This window comes from Shewanella sp. NKUCC01_JLK (assembly GCF_019345615.1).
Taxonomy (GTDB): domain Bacteria; phylum Pseudomonadota; class Gammaproteobacteria; order Enterobacterales; family Shewanellaceae; genus Shewanella; species Shewanella oncorhynchi.
Genome location: NZ_JAHKRD010000010.1, coordinates 198940 through 225097, shown reverse-complemented (window position 1 = coordinate 225097; position 26158 = coordinate 198940). Strand labels below are relative to the sequence as shown.

The window sequence follows — 26158 nt, the reverse complement described above, 5'->3', positions numbered from 1 at the left end:
ATCCATCAGGGCCAGAGGAATCCCTCAATAAGAGGCCGAATATATGGGTGCAATGAACTCTTCTCAAAATTGATATCGAATGTCTTGCAAACCGGATGGGTCCATATATGTTTTAGTAGAGCCCTCAAGGATGAGTTTACGGCGAGTCACTGGGGAAGTAATGATAATTAACGCTGCAAAACCCAGTCGTCTTGTTTTGAGCACTCGCTTTTTAGCTGAGCCTATAGGGATACTTCTTAATTAGCTAAAAGGATCGCGAGTTAATCAGGGAAGTAATGACAATAAATGCCACTCAACTGTCGAGAGTCTTATCGCAAACAACAGTAAACCAGTATAACGTCAGCAGCAGTTCTGCTCGCCGCGTGCTAGCAGAACTGCTGCTGATATTGCCCCAATTCGCTTATCCCGTGCAGGCGGGTAGATATTCTGATAACTCAAGCAGGTTATAATCTGGGTCGCGGATATAGACAGAGTTTATCCGGCCTGTGGCGCCGGTTCGTAGCACTGGTCCTTCAATGATTTCAATCTGAAGTGCGTTTAAGTAGACGATCACTTCTTCTATATTGTGCCTGACCACAAAACACAGATCGGCACTGCCGGGCGTGGCTGCTGCGGCTTTAGGTTCAAATTCTGCGCCCGCTTGGTGCAGGTTAATCTTTTGGTCGCCAAAACTTAACGCAATACGTTGATTGCCAAATACCACTTTCTTCATCCCGAGCACGGTTTGATAAAATTCGACGCTGGCGGCGATGTCTTTTACGGTTAAGACCAAATGATCTAAGCGGGTTACGCGCATTTTACTTTCCTTAGAATGGCTCAGAGTGGGCCCTGAATTTGAACGCTATCTCTATGCTTGAGACTATTACTGTCAGATACCTTACATCATGTGCTGGTGCAAAAGTGACTCTGTGGTAGCATTTGTGGCGTTTTTTGCGTAAATATTTTATGCCTTCTGTATCCCTATGACTGAATGAGAGTGTGATGAAAAAAACCTTAGCCCGCGGCTTAATGAATCTATTACCTATGGCCTTGAGTTTGTGGCTATTTTGGTCGTTGTTTGTATCGTTAGATGGTTTAGGAATTGTGATTTTAGAGTTGGTAGGGATTAACCAACACTTTGTCGGCGCGGGATTTATGCTGGTGGTGGCATTAGTTTTTGCCGTGGGCCTGCTGTTTTCGGTCAGCCCGATTGTGTGGCTTTATGGTTGGCTTGAGCGCCAGTTGATGCGTTTCCCATTGTTTAAATCGGTTTATGGCAGTATCCGTGATATCGCCTCTTTGATGAATCGTGATGGTAAGCCAACAAGCCAAAAGACAGTGTTAGTGAAACAGGCGAATGGCAGTTTTGTGGTGGGATTTATCATGACAGATACGCCGCCGCAGCCCTTGTTAGATGCGTTGCCTGAGGGCGATTGGGTGCCTGTGTTGTTCCAATTGAGCTATCAAATGGCGGGCGTGACGAGCTTAGTTAAGCGGGATGATTTAATTATGGTTGATTGGTCGTTTGAGGAGGCGATGCGCTTCAATTTAACTGCTGGCATTTCGCAGTCACCGACTAAGTAATCCGATGAAGGTTTGTGCGTTTTAGCGTTTAAAATTAAATTTGATGATTTTTGTGGTATAATTTTTTGGCGACCAATATGGTCGCCATTTTTTATGCTGAATATTCTAGTAATATATTTGTTTTATGCTAAAGGTGGGTGTTAGCTGCCTTAGTGGTGTTAATTCTGTTTATCCATCAATCATTGGCTTAAAAAAGTCGAGTGTTGTTAATCCCGTTGTTCAGATCCTGTCGCGTTTAGCCATAGCGAGTCGTTGCCATGATCTTTGGGATTTCCCCCATACTGGTCATAGATGAGCCACGCAGTATTAACCAAATTTTAAGTATAAGTTTTGTCCTATCTCGCCGTTGGTATGTTGAGATATTTGGAGTGTGAACCCGCTAGAAATAGGGAGAGTCAATGTCAATCAAGTCTAGTATTAATCCGCCGGTATTTTATTCGTCGGTCTTTTTCATCATCTTGATGGTGATGATTTGCGCAGTATGGCCCACAGAGGCAAACACCTTTTTTAGATCAATGCAGTCATGGATAGAAATGAAAGCCGGTTGGCTTTACATTCTAAGTGTGGCGTTTTTCCTGATTTTTATCATATTTGTCATGGTCAGTCGCTTCGGCGATATCAAACTAGGACCAGATCATTCAGTGCCTGACTACAGCTATAAAAGCTGGATCGCCATGTTGTTTTCGGCGGGTATGGGCATAGGTTTGATGTTTTTTGGGGTAGCCGAACCTGTGATGCACTATCTGGCGCCGCCGGATGCAACTCCAGAGAGTCTTATTGCCGCAAAAGAGGCAATGAAGATCACTTTCTTCCATTGGGGACTGCATGCTTGGGCGATTTACGCTGTGGTGGCATTGAGTCTGGCCTATTTCTCTTATCGACATAAGTTACCGTTATTGCCGCGAAGTGCGCTTTATCCCTTAATTGGTGAACGCATCTATGGTCCTATTGGCCATACAGTGGATACCTTTGCTGTGCTTGGCACTATGTTTGGGGTGGCGACATCACTGGGCTTTGGGGTGTTGCAGGTTAACTCGGGTCTGAGTTATCTATTTGAAGATTTACCCAATAATGCTGTGGTGCAGGTGTGTTTGATTATCGGCATTACTTTATTGGCGACATTATCGGTATTTTCTGGTCTCGATAAAGGCGTGAAACGCTTAAGCGAACTCAATCTGGGTCTTGCGATTATTTTATTGCTTATCGTCTTGATCCTTGGCCCTACGGTTATGCTGTTGCAGGCTTTTGTGCAGAATACCGGTAGTTACTTAAGTGATTTAGTGGGCAAAACCTTTAACTTGTACGCTTATGAACATAAGGAAGATTGGCTCGGAGGCTGGACCTTGCTCTATTGGGGCTGGTGGATTTCCTGGTCTCCTTTTGTCGGTACTTTTATTGCGCGTGTGAGTCGCGGCCGTACCATCCGTGAGTTTTTGATTGGTGTGTTATTTGTGCCATCGGCGCTGACCTTTCTGTGGATGACGGTATTTGGTAATACGGCGATTGATTCGATTATGAATCACGGCGCGACCTATCTTGCCGAGGCGGTGAATACCGATGTGTCAGTGGCCTTGTTTGTGTTTTTCGAGCACATGCCGTTTCCTACGTTACTTTCTGGGATTGCGATTTGTTTAGTCGTCACTTTCTTTGTGACCTCGTCGGATTCGGGATCCTTAGTGATTGATAATCTAACCTCGGGCGGCGATAACAATGCCCCCGTATGGCAGAGGATCTTTTGGGCACTGTTGCAAGGGGTCGTTGCTTCGGTATTGTTGTTAGCGGGTGGGTTACAGGCGCTGCAAACGGCGGCAATCGCCAGTGCTATGCCGTTCTTAGTGGTGATGCTATTCATGTGTCTGGGCCTATTTAAAGCCCTGAAAAATGATTGGCTGAAGATTAATAGCGTGCAGTTACACAATACTAGTGTGCAATACGCCAAAACTAATATGAGCTGGGAAGAGCGTATTGGGGTTTTAGTCTCGCATCCTACCCATGAAGAAGCGCAAGTGTTCTTGAATAATGTGGCTACGCCCGCTTTGTCTAAAGTGTGCCAACACTTTATGGCTAAAGGCATAGTGGCCGATCTTGAATACTTAGATGGCCGCGTGCGACTAGTGATCAGCAATGAGGTGAATTTGCCCTTTGTTTACGGTGTACGAACGCGTTGTTTTGATATCACTAACCCAATAGGGACTGAAATCGAGCAGGGCAATACCTTGTATTACCGCGCCGAAGTGTACCTTGAACAAGGTGGTCAGCATTACGATGTGATGGGTTATACCGAAGAGCAAATTCTCGCGGATGTGGTGACTCAGTATGAAAAATACTTACACTATTTGCATCTGTCGAATGCCGATCATGCCCACGTAAGTTAAGTAACGTAAGCCCGTAACGTAAGTCGGCTTAGCCATTTACGTCTACAAATCGCGCACCATTAACCCGCAAAGTGCGGGATATATTGCCCCAAGTGATAACTCGGATTATCCTTGGGGCAATTTTTTTAGGGTTTGTTTTAGGGATTACACTATGTCATCAGTGCCAGGCCAGAGTAAGTTAGATAAAGTATTAGCCGATGCGCGGGAGTACAAAGCTAAGCGTGAGAGCGGTTACCGTGAACAAGCGTTAAAACTCTATCCTTGGGTGTGTGGCCGCTGTACCCGCGAATTTACCCCAAAAAACTTAAGTGAACTGACTGTGCATCATAGGGATCATAACCACGATAACAACCCGTCAGACGGTTCAAACTGGGAATTATTATGTCTTTATTGCCATGACAACGAACATTCTCGCTTTGAAGAATTGATCCGCTACGGTAGCACCACAGAAACCAAGCAAGCGGCGGCGACCTACAATCCCTTTGCTGACTTGAAATCAATGCTGAAAAAATAGTCTTGTTGGCTGTTAGCAGGATGAGCTTGCGCAGAGAGTGGCGTTAGCAGGCGGCGTTTAGTCTTTGTCGGTTAAACGCGCTTCGGCAGCTAACCATTTATCACGACTTAAAATATGCTGGTTTTCACTGCCTTCAAATAAAGCTTTACGGGCGGGAAGTTGCTGACAAATGGCTGCTTGTTGTGCTTCGCTGCTCGTACGCCAACTGACGATTTCATCGATATGTCGAAAGCAGCCCATGCAGTAGTCTTCGTCATTTAAACCGCAGCGTGCGACGCAAGGTGAAAGCATAGGTGTCCTTTGGAGCCTTATGGCTAGTTAACCGAGTCTTCTCAGTTAACGATATGGATGAGTGTTTAAAGGCCGCGATACTAACATTTTTTCGCATAAAGTCATCTTTAGGGCGCATTCCCTTGGCCTAAGGTGAGACAAGTATTTTTTACACTGGGCATGACGTGAACCAAGATAACCTGCAGCAACAATTCACTTACTCACAGCGATTTAGCGAACTTAATCAACTGCTTGAGCAGAGTACTGCCCTGTGGCAAGTGCGTGCATTCGAAGTGAACGCTTTACCTTGGGCACAGGATTTTCCGCGGTTGGCCGAAGCTGCGTGGGCGCTAGGTGATGATGAGCTGGATGGACTCGATGCCGAGCAATCTTTGCTGGTCAAGGCACTGTCACCGGCATTAAGCCAAGATCTTAGGGCATTAGGCCAAGATTGGGACTTGTCATTGCTCACCACTGCCATTGCTGATATTGCGATTACCGATGCCACAAAGGTAGATACAGCGCAGGACCGCGGTTTGTCTTTTGATGATGAGGCGCACTTTAGTGCTCACATTAAAGGCCGAAAATGGCAGCAAATTACCGCCTTTGTACAGCATTTACCCCAGCTTAATTTACCCGTATTGGAATGGTGTGCTGGTAAAGGGCATTTGGGCCGCTTGATTGCTAAAGCTCGCGGCGCTTATGTGGTGAGCTTAGAGTGGCAGGCGCCGCTGTGTGAAGCAGGGCAGGCCTTTGCCGATAAGTGGCAGTTATCGCAGACTTTTATTTGCGCCGATGCCTTTGCTATTGGTGCAGAACATGCTGTGACAAACACGCCTATAACCACATCTACAACTACAGTTGAAGCACAAGCTGAACATGCCTCAAATGCCAATCCCTTAACTGCTCAGCAGCAAGCGGTTGCTTTGCATGCCTGCGGAGATTTGCATGTTCGGCTGTTAACGCTGGCGGCCGAGGCGGGCACGCAGGCATTGGCGATTTCTCCCTGTTGCTATCATTTAATTCAAGCGAGCCATTATCAGCCGTTATCGACTCTTGCTCAGCAGGGCAGCCTAAAGCTCAGTCGCCATGATTTACAGTTACCGTTGCAGCAGAGTGTGATCGCTAATCCCAAACAGCAGGCGCTACGCCATCAAGAAATCGCGTGGCGCTTAGGCTTTGATGCACTGCAACGTGAATGTCGACAAATCGACGAATATTTGCCTTTACCCTCGTTAAAACAGAGCCAGTTGAGCGGCAGTTTTACGGATTTTTGCCTGTGGGCGGCCGAGACGAAGGCAGTTAATTTAGCGAAAAACAGGGATTTTGAAGCTTGGCTTGACGTTGGGCGACAAAGACAACAATTAACTCGCCGTATTGATTTAGTCGCGCATTTATTCCGCAGCGCACTGGAGCAGTGGTTAATCTTAGATCGCGCTTGTTTTTTGCAGGAACAAGGATATGGTGTTTGCGTGGGTGAATTTTGTGCAAACAGCGTCACACCAAGAAATACGCTGATTTTAGCGCAAAAAATGGCAGTATAATTTTGCGCGTCTAAAAACATACTGTACTGTGATGTTTTTTATGAATTATTTCTATATTAGCGCATTTAAGTTTAGTGATAGTGAATTCAGGGCCGTCGTGTTTGGAACCTGCGCTGTGAGACAAGTCTTACACTCAAGATGGTTTTTTATTGAATCATCGGGCTTTTCTTGTTCAAATGTCGCATTAATGACGAATAACAACTGAAAGCTGACCTGCTGGTCAGTCATTCTAGTGAGCGAATAAAACAGTTTCATGAAATATTCCCGCGTATTTATTAATAGCCTGGCCTATGAACTGGCGCCTGTTGTGGTTTCCAGTAGTGAGCTAGAGTCTCGTCTTGCTCCTTTGTATCAAAAGTTCCGTATTCCTATGGGACAGCTTGCCGCATTGACTGGGATTACCGAACGCCGCTGGTGGCCAAAAGGACATCAATTGTCCGACGGTGCGATTAAAGCTGCCCGTAAAGCCATGGTTGAAACTGGGATTGATGTCGCCGATTTAGGTGCGGTTGTCTATACCGGCGTGTGCCGCGATCAACATGAGCCCGCGACCGCGTGTCGTATTGCTGCCGAATTGGGTGTGTCAAAAGACACTGCGATTTACGATATCAGTAATGCTTGTCTTGGAGTGTTATCGGGTATTTTAGATATCGCGAACCGTATTGAGTTGGGTCAAATCAAGGCGGGTATGGTGGTGTCCTGTGAGTCGGCGCGGGATATTGTCGATGTCACTATCGATAACATGTTGGCCGATCCGACCATGCAGAATTTTGCCCAGTCACTGGCGACCTTAACCGGTGGCTCTGGTGCCGTGGCGGTGATCCTTACCGATGGCAGCTTGCCGCTGACAAATGTGCGCCAGCATCAATTGCTGGGTGCATCGCACTTATCGGCGCCTGAGCATCACCAGTTGTGTCAATGGGGTCTGCAGGAAGTGGGGCACAATCTGTACCGTGAGTTTATGCGTACCGATGCCGTTACCTTGCTTAAAGAAGGCGTTGAATTGGCGAAGCACACTTGGGAGCATTTCCTTGAGCAGCGTAATTGGCTGGTTGAGCAAGTGGACAAAGTGATTTGCCATCAAGTAGGCGCTTCAAATCGTAAGCAAGTACTGAGTGCGCTCAATATTCCCCCCGAAAAAGAATTTCCAACGTATCAGCTACTGGGCAATATGGGCACAGTGTCGTTACCTGTGACCGCTGCGATGGCGCACGATCAAGGCTTTTTACAAGCGGGCGATCAAGTGAGCTTTTTAGGCATAGGCAGTGGATTGAATTGCATGATGTTAGGCATTAAGTGGTAGGGTGCATTGCACCTTTTCACGCCTTTGCTTGATGGCTGCCATACATTCGAGTCAACCCAGTAAGTCCATGATTCAGTTGATAGCTTAGTCTTTAGTTCAGTCGATAAGTTAAGCCAGCTGTACATAACCCGTTATTCGCTCTCATAAAGAATCAAGATAGGAAGCGTCATGTTAGACACTCTGTTGCCTTTTAAACGTCATTTTCTTAGCCGTAATGGCAACAAGCTACATTATATCAACGAGGGTCAAGGCGAACCTGTGGTGATGGTTCACGGTAATCCTAGCTGGTCGTTTTACTACCGCAATCTCGTTAGCGCCTTAAAAGACACGCATCAATGCATAGTGCCAGATCATATCGGCTGTGGTCTGTCGGATAAGCCAGACGATAGCGGCTATGACTATACCCTTAAGAACCGCATCGACGATCTCGAAGCCCTGCTCGATAGCCTGAATGTTAAAGAAAACATTACCTTAGTCGTACACGACTGGGGCGGCATGATAGGTATGGGTTATGCGGCGCGTTATCCTGAGCGTATCAAACGCCTAGTTATTTTGAACACAGGCGCTTTTCATTTGCCCGAGACTAAACCATTCCCTTGGCCACTGTGGATTTGTCGTAATACCCTGTTAGGCACTGTGTTGGTACGCGGTTTCAATGCCTTTTCGTCTATTGCTTCCTATGTGGGTGTTAAGCGCCAGCCGATGTCCAAATACATTCGCGAGGCGTATGTCGCGCCGTTTAACTCTTGGGCTAATCGCATTTCGACGTTGCGTTTTGTGCAGGATATTCCGCTGCGTGAAGGCGATAGAAATTATCAATTAGTCTCTGATATTGCTGCGAGTTTACCTAAATTTGCTAAAGTGCCGACCCTGATTTGCTGGGGTCTCAAGGACTTTGTATTCGATAAGCACTTTTTAGCAAAATGGCGTCAGTACATGCCCCATGCGACAGTGCATGAATTTGCCGATTGTGGTCACTACATTTTGGAAGATGCCAGCGATGAAGTGATTGCTCATATCAAAGAATTTATGGCTGGCAACCAAGCAGCGGCGCCGTCCGAACAGGCCGCAGGTTAATGTCGACCTTGCTTGAGACTGAAGTGGCTCCTTTGGTTGCTCCTTTAGTGACGCCGTTGGAAAAGTCACTTTTAAGTGGCACTTCTGCGTCAGCAACGGTCAATGATGCCAATATTTGTCGTCATCTCAAGCAAGCCGCCCATGCCATTCCCCATCATCTTGCGGTAGCAGTACAAAGCGCTCAGGGCGCTTCTGTGGCGAATTTGCGTTACAGCGAGTTGGACTTTCTTAATCTGGATAGACAAAGCGATGCAATCGCCTTTGCGCTTAACGCCCATGGCATCGAGCGCGGCATGAAGGCTGTGCTTATGGTCACGCCGAGTTTGGATTTTTTTGCACTTACTTTTGCGCTGTTTAAAGCGGGGGTTATTCCTATCCTAGTTGATCCCGGCATGGGGATCCGCAATCTTAAACAGTGTTTTGCTGAAGCCGCGCCCGATGCCTTTATTGGTATTCCCAAGGCTCATATTGCTAGACGTCTATTTGGTTGGGGTAAAGGTAGTATTAAGTCATTACTCAATGTTGATGACGGCAAAACAGGCTTAGCGGCAAAGTTAATCCGTATCGGTACTGGTGCGATAAGTTTATCCACTCTGCTGCAAAGCACCTCAGTGCAATCTTCTGCTCCAAAGTCTGAATATCCCATGGTGATGCTTAAATCTGATGAGATAGCGGCGATTTTATTTACCAGTGGCAGTACTGGCACGCCTAAGGGGGTGGTGTATAGCCATGGTATGTTTGAGGCACAAATTCAAGCGTTAAAAAACGATTATGGCATTTGCCATGGCGAGCGCGATTTAGCCACTTTTCCGCTGTTTTCACTCTTTGGCCCCGCACTTGGCATGGCGTCTATCGTTCCAGAAATGGATGCCAGCAAACCTATTACTGCTAATCCTGAATTTCTATTTGCCGCGATTGAGAAATATCAATGCAGTAATATTTTTGTTAATCCTGCTTTGCTCGAACGTTTAGGCCGCGCAGGTGAACAAAAACAGCATAAACTGCCCAGCGTACAGCGGGTGATTTCCGCGGGTGCGCCAGCCACCATTGCCTCCATCGCCCGTTTTAGTAAGATGCTGAGCCAAGGTGTGCCGATTTTAAATTCCTACGGCGCAACCGAATCTTTGCCTATTAGTATGATTGCTAGCGATGCGTTATTTGCCACGACTGACACCACAGATAACGGCGGTGGTATCTGTGTCGGTCGCGCTATCGATGGCGTGACGATTCGCATTATTGCTATCAGCGAAGAGGTTATTCCCGAGTGGGATGATGCCTTACAGCTGAATAACGGTGAAATCGGCGAGATAGTCGTGCAGGGGCCTATGGTGAGTCAGTCCTATTATCTAAACAATAGTCAGCACGCTAGCCAAAACGAAAGCCAAGGCAAACGCGCGACTGCGGCGGCCAAGATTTGGGACTCGGCAACCAATACCGTTAGACACCGCATGGGCGATTTGGGGTATCTTGATGATCAAGGTCATCTGTGGATGTGTGGTCGTAAGGCCCACAGAGTCGACGCTACCCTTAACGGATTGTTTGCTAAACGTTATTATTCCATTCCCTGCGAGCGCATTTTTAATACGCATCCCAATGTGAAGCGCTCCGCTTTAGTGGGAGTGAAAGTGGCGAACGAGATAGAGCCATTAATTTGTATCGAACTCGACCAGTCATTGGTGTGCAATAAGAGTCAGCAGTTGTACCAAGATTTGATCGCCATCGCCGAGCAATTTACACAGACTCAGGGCATAAGGCGGTTTCTTATCCATCCTGATTTCCCTGTGGATGTGCGGCATAATGCCAAGATTTTTAGAGAAAAATTAGCCGTTTGGGCACAATCACAAACGAAAGGTTGATTTAAAACTCCACGGCTTTTTCCTGCATTTTTTACGTTATATTCTGTGTTCATTTGAACAAACTCGCTTATTTTTAAGCCCTTGTGCTTATTTTAAACTTATTACACCGACTTTAAGTTCATGTAAATGTGCTGAAATGGATACCCTTAATGACGAAAGACCCAATCAAGAGCACGACGCTTGCCCAATTTGATGCGGCTGAACAAACGGCACTCGCGCAGCTCGCGCTTAAGGTGCAACACGCCTTTGTCACGGGGGCGGGGGGATTTTTAGGTAAAGCGATTTGCCTGAGATTGTTAGCCGCGGGCATTAAAGTCACAGGTTTTGCGCGTGGGCATTATCCCGAACTTGAAGCGCTGGGCGTAGTCATGCTGCAAGGGGATTTAGTCAATAAAGATCTGCTGCAACAGGCGATGCAAGGCTGCGATATCGTATTCCATGTGGCGTCTAAAGCGGGTGTTTGGGGGGACAGAGACAGCTATTTTTGTCCGAATGTGAAGGGCGCTGCCAATGTGATTGCCGCTTGTAAGGCATTAAAAATAGATAAGTTAGTTTATACCAGTACCCCGAGTGTGACCTTTGCAGGGCAGGATGAATCGGGTATTGATGAGTCTACTCCCTATGCTACAAGATTCCTGAATCATTATGCCCACTCTAAAGCCATCGCTGAAAAGATGATGCTCGATGCCAATCAAGTGGGTGACATGCCACTTGAAAATCCTGATGTGACCCAAGTATCTAGCCAAGTGACGACTCAAGCCACTGCACCCTATGCGTTAAAAACCGTCGCACTCAGGCCGCATCTGATATGGGGGCCTGGCGATCCCCATCTAGTGCCACGGGTATTGTCGCGCGGGCGTTTAGGTAAGCTTAAACTGGTTGGCCGCGAAGATAAGCTGGTCGATACCATCTACATCGACAATGCTGCCTATGCCCATGTGCTGGCGGCACTGGAACTTTGCCAAGCAAAGCCTAAGTGTCAAGGGAAAGCTTATTTTCTGAGTAATGATGAACCCATCACTATGGCCGAGATGATCAATCTGATTTTGGCCTGCGATGCTTTACCGCCAGTGACTAAGCGTGTGCCTCAATTTGTGGCCTATGTAGTAGGCGCAGTATTGGAAAGTATACATTACCTCCTAAAGAAGCAAGAAGAGCCCATGATGACGCGTTTTGTCGCACGGCAGTTATCCTGCAGCCATTATTTTGATATCAGCGCAGCTAAACGAGATTTAGGTTATCGTGCGCTCGTCTCTATTAATCAAGGGATGGCAAGGCTTAAAGTGTCGCTTTAGTTTTAGATATACTGCCATCATGCTATTGGGGATTTATGAGTTGCGGTGATTGTAAAACGTCAATTTTCAGGCAAAAGATTGGTCGCTGCAAACGCTGTATGTGGCAGCTTACGGCTTTATCGGCCATTGGCTGGCCGCTGTGGTGGTGGCTTTATCGTGATGCGCCTAGGGATGTAAACTCGATTGCATTACTGTTTTTCTGCGCGGCTTTTACGGGGTTACTTGCTTTGCACCTCATCGTCTTGGCTTACCGTCGCCTCAGAGGGCGAAAGTAAGCCAACTGACTTTTTGTTTGTATGCTTAAACTGAGTTAGTTGCCATTTTCTCGTGCATCATTTTTTTCATTAATGGCGCAAGGGCAAAGAAGACTAATGCCATCACCACGCCAATTTGCGCCGAGAAGATAAACAGTTGCTCGTATAGCGCCATTGCACTCGGCACGTCACTTATCACGCCGCCTTGGGTATCAATCGCGGCGAGCTTGTTTAATTCGGCGGCTAAGATTTCAGAGTATGAAGTACCGAGGAACCAAGCACCCATCATCAGGCTGAGTACACGCTTTACCGAAAGCTGAGTCACGGCAGATAAGCCTATGGGCGACAACAATAACTCCCCGATTTCTAATACAAAATAAGCCGCGACTAAGAACCAAATACTCACTAAGCCATTGCTTAGCGGCATCTGGATCCCGAGCACAAGTACCATAAAGGATAAACCCGCGAACAAAATACCGAGTGCGGTTTTAACTGGTTTACTTAGGTCACAATTTTTACGGGCGAGGGCAGGCCACAGCCAAGCGAAGATAGGCGACAAACTGATCACAAAGAAAGCGCCGAGGAAGGTCAATTGTCCGGCACTCCATTCGAGGCCGAGCATGCTACGGTCCATCACACGGTCCGAAAATGCTACCCAAGAGCCATAGGTCTGCTCATATAAACCAAAGAAGACCAAACCCGCAACGATGAAAAGCAGCAAAGCCGACATCTGTTGACGTTCAATCGGATTACAATGTTTCACCATGAACCAGCCAATACCAAGGGCGAGCACTAGTGATACTGAGTGCAAGAACCAAATCACTGGGCTCACAGCGGGTAATAAACTGCTAATCGAAAGTACGAGGGAGTGGGTTTGAATCAACCCCCAGACTATGATTACGCTGCCAATTGCGCTTAAGTAAATCCATTGTTCTGTCGTTATGCCGGCGGTTTTCTTTAAAATCCGCGTAGGATCTCTGGGTTCAGCGAAGCCTTGCAGATGTTTCTTGCCACGAATAAACACCAACAAACCTGCTAACATCCCTAAACCTGCCAAACCAAAACCGTACTTCCAGCCATAGGTTTCACCTAAATAAGCGCAAATTAGCGGGGCTAAGGTGGCGCCTAAGTTGATGCCCGCGTAGAAAATGGTAAAACCAGAATCTCGCTTAGCGGATGATTTAGGATAAAGCTGACCGACTATGGTGGAAATATTGGGTTTTAAAAAGCCCACACCGACAATGATTAAGGCGAGGGATAAATAGAATACTTGCAGCGCTTGTTCATCCCGTTGAACTTCACCCGCAACGATAACCGCTTGATGGCCTTCAAAGGCCATACCTAAGTGGCCGAGCACCAATAAAACACCGCCAAAGATCACCGCTTTGCGCATGCCGATATAGCGGTCGGCCAATAAGCCACCCACTACGGGCATGGCATACACTAAGGCACCGTAAGCACCAATCACGTTGTAACCAAATTCATCAGTAAATAGATGATATTTAATCAGGTAAAGAAACAGTAATGCTTTCATACCGTAGAAAGAGAAGCGTTCCCACATTTCGGTAAAAAAGCAGACAAATAAGCCCTTAGGATGCCCAAATAGCATTTCAGCTGGGGGCGAGCCTTGTTGGCCCTGCATTGCGTGCGGCGGGTTTTGTTCTATTGACACTTAAGACTCCCAATGCTGGCACTTTATGCGCCGAGCAGCTAATGATTCATTTTATCGTAATGAATTTTATTAATTATTTTTCATTATTTGTGATTATCGCGGCGCTTTTGATCGCTAAAAGACAGCGCTGTTGCAGCAGTTAATCACACTCGGATGATATGGAACAGCCAAGGGTCTTGAAAGTGATGAATATTTTGTATAACTAACATTTTTAGCCGTTCTTTAAGGCTCGCTATAGCAATACTAAGCGGTTAAATTAATTCATTTTCAGTTAAGAAATGAGTGCTAAATAGTGGCCATAATTCAACTGTGGCAGTTTTATCTTAGCGGCTTTAGCCTTGATTTAGCTGTATTTCGTCGTTTAATGGATAGTGTAAGTTTTATGATTGATAGCAATTTTGCATTATTGGTAGAGCATCTACGCGCTTGTTCGAGGCTGCTATCTAAAGGAATGTCACAAATGGGTGGGTTAGATGATTTTCTTAGGGAAGCGCTGTGATTGGGAAGTGAACTTATTCGAGGCATAAGTATAAATAAGCACCATAATTATATTGATTGTAAAAGAATTTTAATCTTGATAGTTGCATTTTTCATATAAGATTTCACAGTTTATATTTCTACAATGAGTCAATGTCTATCTGCTCAACTTTACTGATTTAGATCAGTCGTTATGTGTTACTAAGGAGACTTATGGAGTTTTTTACCACCCTATTTGTGGGTTACCCGCTTTGGGTTTGGTTAATGTTTTTCGGTTTTGTGCTGGCGTTATTAGCCTTTGACCTTGGCGTATTGCACAAGGATCAGCATGAAATTACCGTGGCTGAAAGTTTAAAGCTTTCAGCCTTTTATATCTGTATGGGCTTATTGTTTGGGGCCTGGCTCTGGTGGTACAAGGGTTCAACCGCCGGTATGGAATACCTAACGGGCTATCTGATTGAAAAATCACTGTCTATGGATAACGTATTTGTTATCGCGTTAATCTTCAGTAGCTTAGGTATCCCACGTTTATACCAACATAGAGTGCTCTTCTGGGGCATTATGGGCGTAATAGTGTTGCGCGCCATTATGATCGGTCTTGGTGCTGTGCTTGTTGCCCAGTATCAAGGTGTACTTGTGCTATTTGGACTCTTCTTGATTTTCACTGGCGTGAAAATGCTCTTCTCAAACGATGAGCACGGTGATATCCAAGACAATAAGTTTTATAAATGGTTACGCACTAAGATGCGTTTTACGCCAACGCTACATAAAGAAAAATTCTGGGTACGGGGTGAAGAGCATCAGTTAACAAAAGGATGGTGGGCGACGCCGTTATTCTTAGCGTTGATCTTAGTGGAAACCGCGGATTTGGTGTTTGCAGTCGACAGCATTCCAGCTATTTTTGCGATTACCCAAGATCCTTTCATCGTCTATACCTCGAATATCTTCGCGATTCTGGGGCTACGTGCTTTGTATTTTGCGTTGGCTGCTATGGTGCATCGTTTTGAATACCTTAAATATGCGCTGTCAGTGGTATTAGTATTTATTGGGGTGAAAGTGGGTTTAGTGTATTTCAATCACGAGGGAATAGTGGACTTTACTATCCCAACAGCAGTGTCCCTTGGTGTGACTTTTGGTCTGTTAGTCTTAGGTGTTTTGTATTCGCTGTGGAAGACGCGCGGGCAAGAAGTTGAGAAATAGCTTGGACGGCTAGTCCAATAAGCAATATGTTTCGGCCGTTTAGTCATGCTAAACGGCCTTTTTTATATCCTTAATATGTGAATCGTTAAGCTTTACAGAAGATGTTAAAAATTAGTCTATGCTTAATTCGAGCCGTTGTTAGTTTTGGCTCACAAAGGGAGTTTTTTTATATCCTTAATATGTGAATCGTTAAGCTTTACAGAAGATGTTAAAAATTAGTCTATGCTTAATTCGAGCCGTTGTTAGTTTTGGCTCACAAAGGGAGTTTTTAGGACTAATACTCTTCAAGGACGATATTATGAAACTCAACATTACCGCCATACTTCTGCTCACCGTTTGTTCATTGACCGCAGTCAACGCAAAAGCTGCAGATGAGCAATCGCCTAACACTAGATTTAGCGCAAATTCAACCTGTACTGGAGCCTATCCAAGTTACTTCCAAGATCCTGCTTTTACAAAAACAGGTATGTGGGACAATCAAGTCATCATCAACCAAGCTTATTCTGGCTGGAAGGGGCCTATTTTTAGCCTCAGTGATGCTTATTCGAGTGCCAAACCAGATAGCGCTGCACCTTGGCTTAAATTCAATCCCTTCGATAAAAATCTGAGTGAAAGTGATAAAAATACCCAAGCTGAGCAATACCTCTGGGCTGTGATGAAGTACATCCAAGAGGGAAACATCGACAAAGGCGATGTCAGTAAAGACTGGGATCTGTGTAACAACAAGGTGCGCTCTTGGTACCATATTCCCTATCAGACCTATGATCCCATGAGTGGGCGGGAATTTATCCATGGCTTGACCCGAGAAGCCCCCGTTACTATGGAGATAAAAGGCCAAGGCTCCCTTAAAACCACTATGTGGGCGGTGGGTTTTTATAATCCTCAGGCGGCAAACAGCATTGGCAAGGTATGGACGGGGGCACCATCACCTGTGATGCCCCAGCAAAATTTTGCATTTAATGAAGGCAGTGTGATTGGCAAGTTATTGTTTACTACTGCAACGCCTAATAACTATCCTTTCCTTGAAAATGTACCTGTTTGGCAAGCCAATATCAGTGCCAGTGATTTCTGTGTATGTAAAAACGCCGATGGCAGTGCCTGTAGTTTCCAACAGGAAACAGAGCAATGCCCGCGCTCTGTCGCCGATGTGTACTTATTGCAGTTTGATATTGCAGTGCGCGACAGCCGTTCACCCGTGGGCTGGGCCTATGGCACTTTTGTCGCCGATGGTCAGTTTAAAGCGAAAGAGAAAAATCCTTGGGATCGTATCTCACCTCTGGGATTAATGTGGGGGAATGACACGCCGCCAGCAACAGTGGGAGCGGCAGCATTCCCTCAAAACCCAATCACAGGGCTTAAGGATAGCGCCGTATTTCAAGAGGTCGTTGGCCGTTTGAATGAGCACACCAATGCGGGACACTTAGGGTGTAATGGGCGTTTAAATGGCCCTGCGGATAATGCATTAAGTAGCTGTTTATCTTGCCATCAAACTGCTTCAGTTCCTGATAGTACCAATAATACACCAGCAATCCTGTACCAATTTGCCTCGTATCAAGAGCCGGGCAGTGGTCAATGTTTAACATCGCCCAGCGCCCTCGATTTATCGATTGACCAAGTGTATTTCAAAACCTTTATGTGTTCTGCGTCCTTCGTTGGACCCAGTAACATAGTCCCTGCACCTAAATATACTCAAGGGCAAAAACAGTGGATTTCTACTGATTTTTCATTGCAGCTTAGTATCAGTCTCACCCAGTGGCAAGAATGGCAACAAGACCAAGATAACCTGAAAAAGAATATCAAAGTGCGTGTATTTGATGGCACTTTACCCTCTCGTTAATGTTGAAGTTTGTTTAAGGTTAACACCAACGCACTATCTGGCATTACCTGTTAGATAGTGCGTTTTTTATGGCAATACCCTTGGCTCATTTTGAAATTAATGCAAATTAGCTTGTTCTTCTACGTGCTTTTTCCTAAGGTGATTGCAAATGATTTTCAATGAGGCGTGATATGAGTACCCATCTACAGTTACAGGTAAACCATTGGCTTGAAAATGATCCAGACCCTCGCACTCAAGCCCAGTTACAAACCCTAATTGATAGTGGCAATGATGCCGAACTCGCAGCGCGCTTTGCGGGTCGCTTGGAGTTTGGCACCGCAGGATTACGCGGTGTCGTCGGTGCTGGGCCTATGGGGATGAACCGTTTGGTGATCCGCCAAACCTCTGCTGGTCTTGGTGCTTATCTACTTGATCAGATTAAAGATGCAGCCGAGCGTGGCGTGGTGATTGGTTATGATGGCCGCCACGATTCATTTAATTTTGCCCATGATGCGGCGAGTGTGCTCACCGCTATGGGGATTAAGGTGCGCTTAACGTCCAAAGTAGCGCCAACGCCGTTGGTGGCCTTTGGGGTAAAACATTTTAATGCGGCAGCGGGCATTGTGGTGACCGCGAGTCATAACCCGCCGCAATACAATGGCTATAAAGTCTATTGGGAGAATGGCGCGCAGATTATTCCGCCCCACGACTCTGGTATTGCCGCGCAAATTGAGCGCGCCGCAAATCAAGCGATTCCGTTTTTAGAGCATGATGACGCGGTAAAACAAGGTAAGTTAATTATCCTGCTGGACGATTTTTACCAAAGCTATCGCCATGGCGTGCAGCAAGCTGAGGTGCTGCAAAACCATACCGCTCCAGAAAAGGTCAGTTTAGCCTATACCGCCATGCACGGTGTGGGTGCCGAAATGGCTGAAACGGTATTGAAAGATGCCGGTTTCACCCAAGTGTATTCGGTTGCCTCCCAGCGTGAACCCGATGGCGATTTCCCGACGGTGAACTTCCCAAACCCTGAAGAAAAAGGGGCGATGGATTTAGTGATTGCAGAGGCGAAAAAACACGGCGCTATGCTCGCCTGTGCTAACGATCCCGATGCCGACCGTTTTGCGGTTGCAGTGCGTAAAGAGGATGGCGAGTATCAGATGTTGACTGGCGATCAAGTCGGTGTGCTCTTTGGGCATTACTTGCTATCTCACACCAAAAATAATCAAAGACTTACGGGCACAACGATAGTGTCATCGAGCCTGTTATCTAAAATTGCTCAAGGGTTTGGCACGCAAAGCTTTACCACGCTCACCGGCTTTAAGTGGCTGATGAATGTGGGGATTGCAAAAACTTCGCCTGAGGATCAATTCCTGTTTGCCTATGAAGAAGCTCTTGGCTACACAGTTGGCAGTATGGTGTGGGATAAAGATGGCTTGTCGGCGCTGGTGGCATTTGCCCAATTGACTGCCGAGCAGGTGGCGAAGGGGCAAACGATTTGGGACAGACTCGAGCAAATTTACCGTGAGCATGGCTTCCATCTCAATGCGCAGGTGAGCATTGCCTTAAAACCTGACACGCCCAATATTGGCGCCTATTTGCGCGAGCATCCACCTGTGAAGATTGGTGAGTTAGATGTGCTCTCAACCGATGACTTAAAGGCGCTTGAGCGTCGTTTTGCCGATGGAAATATTGAGAAAATCGACTTACCACCGAGCGATGTATTGACTTACTGCTTAGCGGGTGGGGCTCGGGTGATTGTCAGACCATCTGGCACTGAACCTAAAATTAAGTGCTACTACGAAGTGGTAGAAACTATGGTTGATACAGATACCTTAGCCAGCGCCCAAGCGAGGGCGAGCAAAGCCATGGATGATTTTATTCAGGCACATCAAGCCAGTTTGCCAAAGTAATCTTGGTTGCTGGTTAAGTTAAAACGCCAAAATTCACTTTTATTAAAAGGCTACTGACATCATGCTGTCAGTAGCCTTGTTTTATTCTTGTTGTCGCCCGTTAATGATTCTGTCCTGAATTGTACGAATAAGGTTTTGAATCATTGATATTTTTTCAACAAGGAGAAAGTGAAAATGTTATCTATTGCACCGTTAGTTTGGGGTGAAATTCCTGTCAGTGACATGAACCGTGCCATTGCTTTTTATCAGCAGCATTTTGGGGTTGAGTTTAAACGTGACGATATGGAAGACATGGAATATGCGAGCATAGTCACCGAAGATGCGAGTGCGGCGAGCATAGGGCTAGTCAAGTGCAGTATGAGCCAGCCGTCAATGCAGGGCAGCACAGTGTATTTGCATTTCAGCACCCACTTACAACCGCTAGTGGATAAACTCGCTGCCGCTAATGTGAATATTTTGCTGCCAGTGACGCCGATTAATGGTGGAGAGTGTGGTTACATCGCGTTATTTGCCGATAGTGAAGGCAATAAAGTCGGTCTGTGGTCTAAGGATAAGTAGTCTCGAGTGTTAAATTTTTAGTGTCGTGCCCTTAAGGCACGACGCTAACATTAACCTATTGGTTTAGATTTCTATGGAAGAAATAAAGATGGATGTGGTTTATATTGATGCTCGACCGTTACTTGGACTAAGCACCCGCACGAATAATCGGGCAGAAATGTCTGTCGATAGCGCGAGAATAGGCGGTCTGTGGCAAGCCTTTTTTGAATCATCCCAGCTGACAGCAATGCTTAATTCGCCCATGTATGGCGTGTATTATGACTATGAGTCAGACATTAATGGCGAGTTTTCTGTACTGGTGGGTAAGGCAATTGATGCCCCTGTTGATGCAAGTCATTTTACGCCATTGGAGCTTAACGCGGGCGAATACCTTAAATTCACAGCTCAGGGTGATATGCCCCAGTGTGTTATCGATCTTTGGGGGCAAGTGTGGGGTTATTTTAGCGCGGCTGATTGCTCTCATCAGCGACGCTATCAAACGGATTTTGAAGTCTATCTTAGTGCTACTGAGGTTGAGATCTATATCGGGATTTTATGATTCAAATCGTAAAAACACTCAAGTGTGTATTCAAGGACATACCAGCGATTGACCTAGGGTAATAATACTTAATCAATTGATTGATAGATAAAGGGTTAAACCAGAGCTAATGCGCCGCGCTGATCGCCTATTTCAAATAGTGCAAATTCTTAAACATAAACGCCTGACCACAGCCCAAGAGTTGGCTGAACGGTTAGAGGTTTCTACACGCACGATTTACCGTGATGTGCAGGACCTGTGTTTAAGTGGCATTCCTATTGAAGGGGAAGCGGGTGTCGGCTATTTGTTGCGCCACGAGGTGAATGTCCCGCCCTTGATGTTTAACGAAGCCGAACTCGAAGCGATTCAAGTTGGCATGCGTATGGTGCAAACTTGGGGTGGTAAGGAGCTTGGTAGCGCCGCGAGGCAGGCGATGATTAAAGTCGAAGCTGTGTTGCCTAAACGATTACAAGCCTATCAATCCTTAATGTTTTCACCGGATTTTTATTTAGATTCCAATGAGTTTCAATTCCTTGATCCCTTGCGTAATGCGGCTCAGCGCCGCGAATACGTCAAACTCTTCTACCAAGATGTCAAACTGGATGTTACCGAGCGGGAAGTTAGGCCGCTCGCCATCTATTTTTGGCGTGGTACTTGGACCTTACTGACATGGTGTGAGCTACGTGCTGATTTTCGTAATTTCAGGGTCGATCGCATCACAGGTCTTGTGCGGTTAAACCGTCATTTTGATCTCACTCTTGGGCAAGAGCTTGAAGATTATATTTGCCTGATGGATGAGCAATCGAAGGCGCGAGCAGAAGCGAAAGAAAAGCCACTCGAATGAGTGGCTTTGTATTACATTTCTAATTTGCTAGTAACTTTCTAGTAATTCGATAGGTGTATCGAGATCTCTCTGATACTGGTGTCATAGTAGTTATTGAGAGCCTAAGCTCACCGTTTTTAATTGTTTAACATGACTTCACTTGATTGCGAAATATTCAGTTTTTTGATTAAACCATCTTCATCATTGTTTTGGAGCTCGCCGACGGCAACCTGAATATTGCGACTCAGTCCTAATTTTTGAGCGCTTTTAGGACGATTAGCAATGTCGTCATCCGTTAGTGGATAGGATTCACTGGCATCGATATTAAATTGACTCGAATCTATTGCGGTAAATTTACCGCTGATAGGTGCGCCATGTTGTCTAACAATATTCGCTAATTGCCACTCAAACCCACTTTTTGACTGTGCCGAATTAATCGCTGCAGGCCAATCCCATACACCATAACCGTTTATATCTTGATGAAGATATTGATCGACTAAGGCTTCTGGTCCATTCAGATTATTCGCATTCGCTCCGCCAAAGGTGTAAGGGAAGTTAGGTCTATTTGTCGGATGATTAATATGCGCATTACCACCCCATTTTAAGAAGTTCTCATATTTTATATCGTACATCATATATAAACTTGAGGTGTATGGGACATCCGCCTTTTGTTTAAATAGGGTGATTGAGATATAACGTTTGCTGCGAGGCGGCATAATTGCTCGGTACTGCGCCTGACTCGAAATCGTTGTACTTTTGCCGTCGGTTTCACTCCAACCTTGGCTGGCAGAAAATTCGGCGCTGATTTCAGAACTCGCTCCACCTATTCCTGGAATACCCACTTCATATTTATTGGTTACGCTAATTTTCTCGGAGAAAGAGAAATTATCGGTTTTGGCCCAGCTAGTGGTGTAATCATAGTTTAGGGTGGCCACACCGGTATCTTCGGTATCGCCCCAGTTATAGATAACCACGGGAGCAGTATAAATAGCCTCACGATCATAAACTTGAGGTGAACCTAACTTTAGACTTTGAGGATTAGTGACGAAATGAATATTTTGTAAATTTACCTTCAAACGTTCATTCGCTCTGTAGCCGCTTGCATAAGGATCATTGCCGTTATAGCGGGCTTTAAGACTATATTCGTTGCTCGATTCTCTTCTGACTTCGATGTCTTCACCAACATACTGGGATGCTGTACCGCCTGCCCATGCATATCCAAGATGGTGTCCTAAGGAGAATAACGAGCTGATAAACGAGGGGTCGTTAATTGCATCATTTTTAAGCGAATCAAGATCAGGGGCAGCGTGTTCTACCATTGACAGTTTTGGAATAGTATTCGGAATAGCAGCTTCGGCCAACAAAGAAACAGTTCCAAGTGCGGTTAAACAGGATAACGTTAATATACCCAGGCTAGATTTTGTTCTCATGATTGTTCCTTTATTTTAATAAAATACGTCCTTTCATTGAGAGCGCCGATGGCAATTATATGTAGTTCTAAATCATATAAATAATCATTACTGCTAGGCACATCTAAAAGCTAGCACTTTTATTTTTATTAAACAAAATAAAAATTAATTAATTTAAGGTGTGTTTTAATCTGGTTAAATATGTTAATTACTTTATTTTTAAACGGTATTTAGAACTTTATAAAATAGTGTATTTACTTTAATTTTTAATAGGTTGGTTTTTGAGTGTGGATTAATATTTATACTGAATTTTATTATGTAAAACTTTTTTAAATGGACTCTTTATTCCGAGAGCTATACCGAGAACTATACTGAGATGAGTGCCGTAATAGATGCAGTAAATAATATTTCTGAATGGACGTTTTTAGAGACTAAATAGTTTGAATATGGTTAGGTTAAGTATTTTGTTTTTATTGTTTGAGTCTTTGTTATTGCTAATAAATATCATCACTCTTCCATTATCGTCGATGTGTGAAATACCGTTAAAGCCGATACTGTTAGTTGAACAGACATAAGAATCTAAGTACATGAAGATTGTGGAAAATCAAGATAACGTGTCAATAATTTTCTAGGGGGCGATGTCTCAGAGAGGGTTAGGCTGTGTAAAAGAGTGGTAGGGACAGTGTCAGTGATTGATGCAAGAGTCAGTGTCAGTGATTGATGCAAGAGTCAGTGCCGTTGCTGAGCACTGACTCTTTGCTTACTTAGTGGATAAAGAAAAACAGTCCCATACTCAGCACTGTGGTCAGCAAGGTATTGCGAGTGATGAGCGCCAACACTGTAGCGACTACGGCGCAGATGAGATAGCTGTTGTCTAGGCTCAGATCGAGCTGACCTTCCTGCACAAACACTATGGGCGCAAAGATCGCAGTGAGTACCGCAGGGGCTGAGTAACTTAAAAAGGTTTGGGTGCCCTTACTTAATCGCAGCGGTAGTTTAGGCTCCAGTAGTAAATGACGACTGATAAACACAACCGCCGCCATTGAAAAGATCATTAACCAAATCATGCTTTTTCTCCTGACAATGTTTTTGTCTTAATGTCAGTCCCAACTCCAGTATCCACTTCTGTTTTGGTCTGTGCGCTTGCTAGCTGACTGTGACTGGCGGATTGTTCTGCGCGTTCCGCTTCCTTGGTCACTTTGGCGTAAAGTACACCTGCCGTCATTCCCGCAATGGCGGCAATGAGCAGTCCCGCTTGAATTTTAAAAACGGCGCATACTACTGCTAGGGTGAGCGAGACTAATACACAGACGAGAATCGATGGTTTTTTTATGGTAGGAACGACCAGAGCGATGAAGGTGGCTGCGATGGCAAAATCTAATCCCATCTCATCTAAATTCTCGATCGCATTGCCCGCCACTATGCCAAGTAGTGTGGCTATGTTCCAACCGATATAGAAACTCAAGCCGCCGCCAAGGGCGTACCAAGGGTCGAACTTATGTAACTTGCCTTGATTGGCGATGGCAAACAGTTCATCTGTGAGCAAAAAGCCCAATGTTAGGCGCCACTTTAACGGCAACGGACTGATTTGACTGCGCATCGCCATTGCATATAACAGATGGCGTGAGGTGATGAGTAACGTCGTAATTAAGATACTCCACAGACCAATACCGGCTTTCACCATGCCGAGCGCCACTAATTGAGCCGCGCCCGCGAAGATAATCGCCGACATGGCTTGGCTCTCAATGGGCGTGAGCCCAACCTCAATGGCGAAGGAGCCCGCTAAAATGCCCCAAGGTACAACCGCTATCGTCAACGGCATCATGGCCAAGGTACCTTTTAAAAATGCCTTGGATTTTGTGGGATGCACAGGATAAACATCAGGTTTTATAAGCTTGTCGGTGGTCACTTTGGCTCCTAAAAATAGCGGCGATGGGGTTGCTATTAAACAATGAATGCTTGGATAAGGTTGCTTGCTTAGTCAATAGAGGAGAAAGCAAGAATGAGCATGGCAGATTAACTTAAAGTGGTTGTTTAGGCTTGGATAATATTGCGGCCTATTTCTTTGGCAAATTGCCCCGGCGTAACACCGACTGTCTTCTTAAAATGTCGATTCAAGTGACTTTGATCGTGAAAACCACAATCGAGGGCGACATCGAGCAGCCGTGTGCCTTGTTTGATTTTCCCTTTGGCGAGTCTCACTCTTGCCTGAATTTGGTAAGCGTGGGGCGGTAAGCCGTAATAACGCTGAAATTGCTTCAGCAAATAATAGGGGTTTAATCCCGCGAGTGTTGCCAGCTCTTCAAGGGAGATGTCGGCTGCAGGATGATCGTCGATAAAGGATTTCACCAGTGCTAACGCAGGCTTAGCGATTACAGTGAGGTCATCGCTCGGGCGATTCTTGCTATGGCGTGTCATCAACTGTGTCAAGCTTGAATAGACCAAGCTTTCGCGCAGTAAGCGATTGTCCGATGTATCTAAAGTAGTAAAGGTGAAGCGCAGTAATTCGGCTAATTCAGGATCGTACACGACGGGCTCAGGGAAATAGGGCGCACCGCGGTTTGATGCTAGCTCACTGTTAATATTGGCAAACTGCGCGGGTACTGGATACATGGCACGATAGGACCAACCGCCCTCGGTGGCGCTACAGCCATTATGGACTTCGTCGGCGTTGACGAGAATGATGCTGTGCTTTGGCGCCACATGGTTGCCACCCGTGCGATAAAAACGCTGTGCCCCCGTTTCAATCACGCCGACTGTGTAACCTTCGTGGGTGTGCCGACTAAAGTTTTGTTTATGGTAGTGGGCATTGAGTAACTCGAGGCCACCTAATTCACCGGCAATCTGGTAGGCCGCATGTTCTGTGTTCACACTAGGCCTCCGTGTTTAGTGCATAAATGGGCGGGTTGTGCCTGATAGTAACCCAGAAACCCTCAGTGCTTTTGTACAAAATTGCGCATATTGGATTTTGTTTGCGTTTAATGGCGTTTTTTTTAATGTTTGTTGCTTAATGCTTGTCGCTTGAGATTTTTCGTCAATCTTGCTCGCGACCCACTTATCTTAGGTCGTTTGCTTTAATTGACTCAGATCAGCGCCCGCGATGGCGTGTAGGTGTTGAGTGATTTTCTCTATCGGCCAATCCCACCAAGCGATGGAAACAAGCTCATCTATCACAGTTTGCTCGAATCTCAGCTTGATCACTGTGGCAGGATTACCGCCAACCACAGCGTAGGGTGGCACATCTTTTGTCACTACGGATTGACTGGCAACAATGGCGCCGTGGCCAATTTTCACCCCAGGCATGATAGTGGCGTTATAACCAATCCATACGTCGTTACCGATACAGGTGTCGCCCTTAAAAGGTAAATCTTCGGGCTTGGGCGCCGCTTTCTCCCAGCCATTGCCGAAGATATAAAAAGGATAAGTCGAGAAGCCAGATACTTGATGATTGGCGCCATTCATAATGAATTTCACGTCTTTCGCAATGGCGCAGAATTTACCGATATTCAGTTTATCGCCAATAAAGTCAAAGTGATAAAGTACATTCGACTCGAACCTCTCAGGACCTGCTGGATCGTCATAATAAGTGTAATCACCGACAATAATGTTCTCGCGGGAAATAAAATTTTTAAGAAAGCCAACCTGAGGAAAGCCTTTCATCGGCGCTTTATCGTTGGGGTTCGGGCCTAACTGCGGGTGAGTGTGGGTACTTGGCATGAATA

The 26158-nt window shown here is 45.7% G+C and carries 23 protein-coding genes; 15 read left to right on the top strand and 8 right to left on the bottom strand.

The window, feature by feature from the left end:
• Window positions 1–400: 400 nt before the first annotated feature.
• Window positions 401–796 carry a VOC family protein gene (locus KO537_RS12825; RefSeq protein WP_219234603.1) on the bottom strand — a complete coding sequence of 132 codons (396 nt, stop codon included), beginning with the start codon at window positions 794–796 and terminating at the stop codon, window positions 401–403.
• A gap of 185 nt (window positions 797–981) precedes the next feature.
• Between KO537_RS12825 and KO537_RS12820 the strand changes: the two genes are divergently transcribed.
• From KO537_RS12820 to KO537_RS12810, 3 genes are all read left to right on the top strand, one after another.
• Window positions 982–1563, top strand: a complete 582-nt coding sequence (locus KO537_RS12820) for a DUF502 domain-containing protein (protein WP_028760527.1) — start codon at window positions 982–984, stop codon at window positions 1561–1563.
• A 398-nt stretch (window positions 1564–1961) separates the two neighbouring features.
• A complete protein-coding gene (locus KO537_RS12815) occupies window positions 1962–3938 on the top strand; it encodes a BCCT family transporter (RefSeq protein WP_168823597.1) in 1977 nt (658 codons plus the stop codon).
• A 151-nt stretch (window positions 3939–4089) separates the two neighbouring features.
• Entirely contained in the window at window positions 4090–4452 is a 363-nt protein-coding gene (locus KO537_RS12810; RefSeq protein ID WP_028760525.1) for a YajD family HNH nuclease, read from the top strand.
• A gap of 57 nt (window positions 4453–4509) precedes the next feature.
• Here KO537_RS12810 and KO537_RS12805 read toward each other — a convergent pair whose 3' ends face one another.
• Window positions 4510–4743, bottom strand: coding sequence for a DUF1289 domain-containing protein (locus KO537_RS12805; protein WP_006085323.1), 234 nt, complete (start codon window positions 4741–4743; stop codon window positions 4510–4512).
• A gap of 164 nt (window positions 4744–4907) precedes the next feature.
• Between KO537_RS12805 and KO537_RS12800 the strand changes: the two genes are divergently transcribed.
• The 6 genes from KO537_RS12800 to KO537_RS12775 all read left to right on the top strand — a co-directional run bounded on the left by KO537_RS12800 (window position 4908) and on the right by KO537_RS12775 (window position 12072).
• Window positions 4908–6266: a methyltransferase gene (locus KO537_RS12800; protein WP_173245715.1), complete on the top strand. Its 1359-nt coding sequence runs from the start codon at window positions 4908–4910 to the stop codon at window positions 6264–6266.
• A 253-nt stretch (window positions 6267–6519) separates the two neighbouring features.
• Window positions 6520–7569, top strand: a complete 1050-nt coding sequence (locus KO537_RS12795; protein ID WP_028760522.1) for a 3-oxoacyl-ACP synthase III — start codon at window positions 6520–6522, stop codon at window positions 7567–7569.
• A 168-nt stretch (window positions 7570–7737) separates the two neighbouring features.
• Window positions 7738–8646: an alpha/beta fold hydrolase gene (locus KO537_RS12790; protein WP_219234602.1), complete on the top strand. Its 909-nt coding sequence runs from the start codon at window positions 7738–7740 to the stop codon at window positions 8644–8646.
• Window positions 8646–10502 carry an olefin beta-lactone synthetase gene (gene oleC / locus KO537_RS12785; protein WP_219234601.1) on the top strand — a complete coding sequence of 619 codons (1857 nt, stop codon included), beginning with the start codon at window positions 8646–8648 and terminating at the stop codon, window positions 10500–10502. Before KO537_RS12790 ends, oleC begins: the two co-directional genes overlap by 1 nt.
• Before the next feature lie 149 nt (window positions 10503–10651).
• Window positions 10652–11797 carry a 2-alkyl-3-oxoalkanoate reductase gene (gene oleD, locus KO537_RS12780; protein ID WP_219234600.1) on the top strand — a complete coding sequence of 382 codons (1146 nt, stop codon included), beginning with the start codon at window positions 10652–10654 and terminating at the stop codon, window positions 11795–11797.
• Between the two features lie 35 nt (window positions 11798–11832).
• Window positions 11833–12072, top strand: a complete 240-nt coding sequence (locus tag KO537_RS12775; protein ID WP_105249662.1) for a DUF3624 domain-containing protein — start codon at window positions 11833–11835, stop codon at window positions 12070–12072.
• A 25-nt stretch (window positions 12073–12097) separates the two neighbouring features.
• Here the strand turns inward: KO537_RS12775 and KO537_RS12770 are convergent, their stop codons facing one another.
• Window positions 12098–13723 carry a peptide MFS transporter gene (locus KO537_RS12770; RefSeq protein WP_219234599.1) on the bottom strand — a complete coding sequence of 542 codons (1626 nt, stop codon included), beginning with the start codon at window positions 13721–13723 and terminating at the stop codon, window positions 12098–12100.
• A 690-nt stretch (window positions 13724–14413) separates the two neighbouring features.
• On the opposite strand from KO537_RS12770, the gene KO537_RS12765 reads away from it, so the two are divergent.
• The 6 genes from KO537_RS12765 to KO537_RS12740 all read left to right on the top strand — a co-directional run bounded on the left by KO537_RS12765 (window position 14414) and on the right by KO537_RS12740 (window position 21048).
• The gene (locus tag KO537_RS12765) at window positions 14414–15400 is read left to right on the top strand and encodes a TerC family protein (protein WP_173245701.1); all 987 of its coding nucleotides are present in this window, start codon (window positions 14414–14416) and stop codon (window positions 15398–15400) included.
• A gap of 298 nt (window positions 15401–15698) precedes the next feature.
• A complete protein-coding gene (locus KO537_RS12760; protein ID WP_173245698.1) occupies window positions 15699–17237 on the top strand; it encodes a hypothetical protein in 1539 nt (512 codons plus the stop codon).
• 170 nt (window positions 17238–17407) lie between these two features.
• Complete coding sequence (locus KO537_RS12755) at window positions 17408–19129, top strand: phospho-sugar mutase (protein WP_219234598.1); 1722 nt, start codon at window positions 17408–17410, stop codon at window positions 19127–19129.
• A 174-nt stretch (window positions 19130–19303) separates the two neighbouring features.
• Window positions 19304–19687, top strand: a complete 384-nt coding sequence (locus tag KO537_RS12750) for a VOC family protein (protein WP_028760505.1) — start codon at window positions 19304–19306, stop codon at window positions 19685–19687.
• A gap of 88 nt (window positions 19688–19775) precedes the next feature.
• Complete coding sequence (locus KO537_RS12745) at window positions 19776–20225, top strand: GyrI-like domain-containing protein (protein WP_219234607.1); 450 nt, start codon at window positions 19776–19778, stop codon at window positions 20223–20225.
• 109 nt (window positions 20226–20334) lie between these two features.
• A complete protein-coding gene (locus tag KO537_RS12740; protein ID WP_028760503.1) occupies window positions 20335–21048 on the top strand; it encodes a YafY family protein in 714 nt (237 codons plus the stop codon).
• A gap of 116 nt (window positions 21049–21164) precedes the next feature.
• Here KO537_RS12740 and KO537_RS12735 read toward each other — a convergent pair whose 3' ends face one another.
• The 5 genes from KO537_RS12735 to KO537_RS12715 form a co-directional block, all read right to left on the bottom strand.
• Entirely contained in the window at window positions 21165–22457 is a 1293-nt protein-coding gene (locus KO537_RS12735) for an aerolysin family beta-barrel pore-forming toxin (protein ID WP_219234597.1), read from the bottom strand.
• Window positions 22458–23200: 743 nt separating this feature from the next.
• The gene (locus KO537_RS12730; protein WP_219234596.1) at window positions 23201–23503 is read right to left on the bottom strand and encodes an AzlD domain-containing protein; all 303 of its coding nucleotides are present in this window, start codon (window positions 23501–23503) and stop codon (window positions 23201–23203) included.
• Window positions 23500–24345, bottom strand: a complete 846-nt coding sequence (locus KO537_RS12725) for an AzlC family ABC transporter permease (protein ID WP_219234595.1) — start codon at window positions 24343–24345, stop codon at window positions 23500–23502. The genes KO537_RS12730 and KO537_RS12725 overlap by 4 nt, the downstream gene beginning before the upstream one ends.
• A 125-nt stretch (window positions 24346–24470) precedes the next feature.
• Entirely contained in the window at window positions 24471–25307 is an 837-nt protein-coding gene (locus tag KO537_RS12720; protein WP_219234594.1) for an AraC family transcriptional regulator, read from the bottom strand.
• 189 nt (window positions 25308–25496) lie between these two features.
• Complete coding sequence (locus KO537_RS12715; RefSeq protein WP_219234593.1) at window positions 25497–26153, bottom strand: Vat family streptogramin A O-acetyltransferase; 657 nt, start codon at window positions 26151–26153, stop codon at window positions 25497–25499.
• Between the last annotated feature and the right edge of the window lie 5 nt (window positions 26154–26158).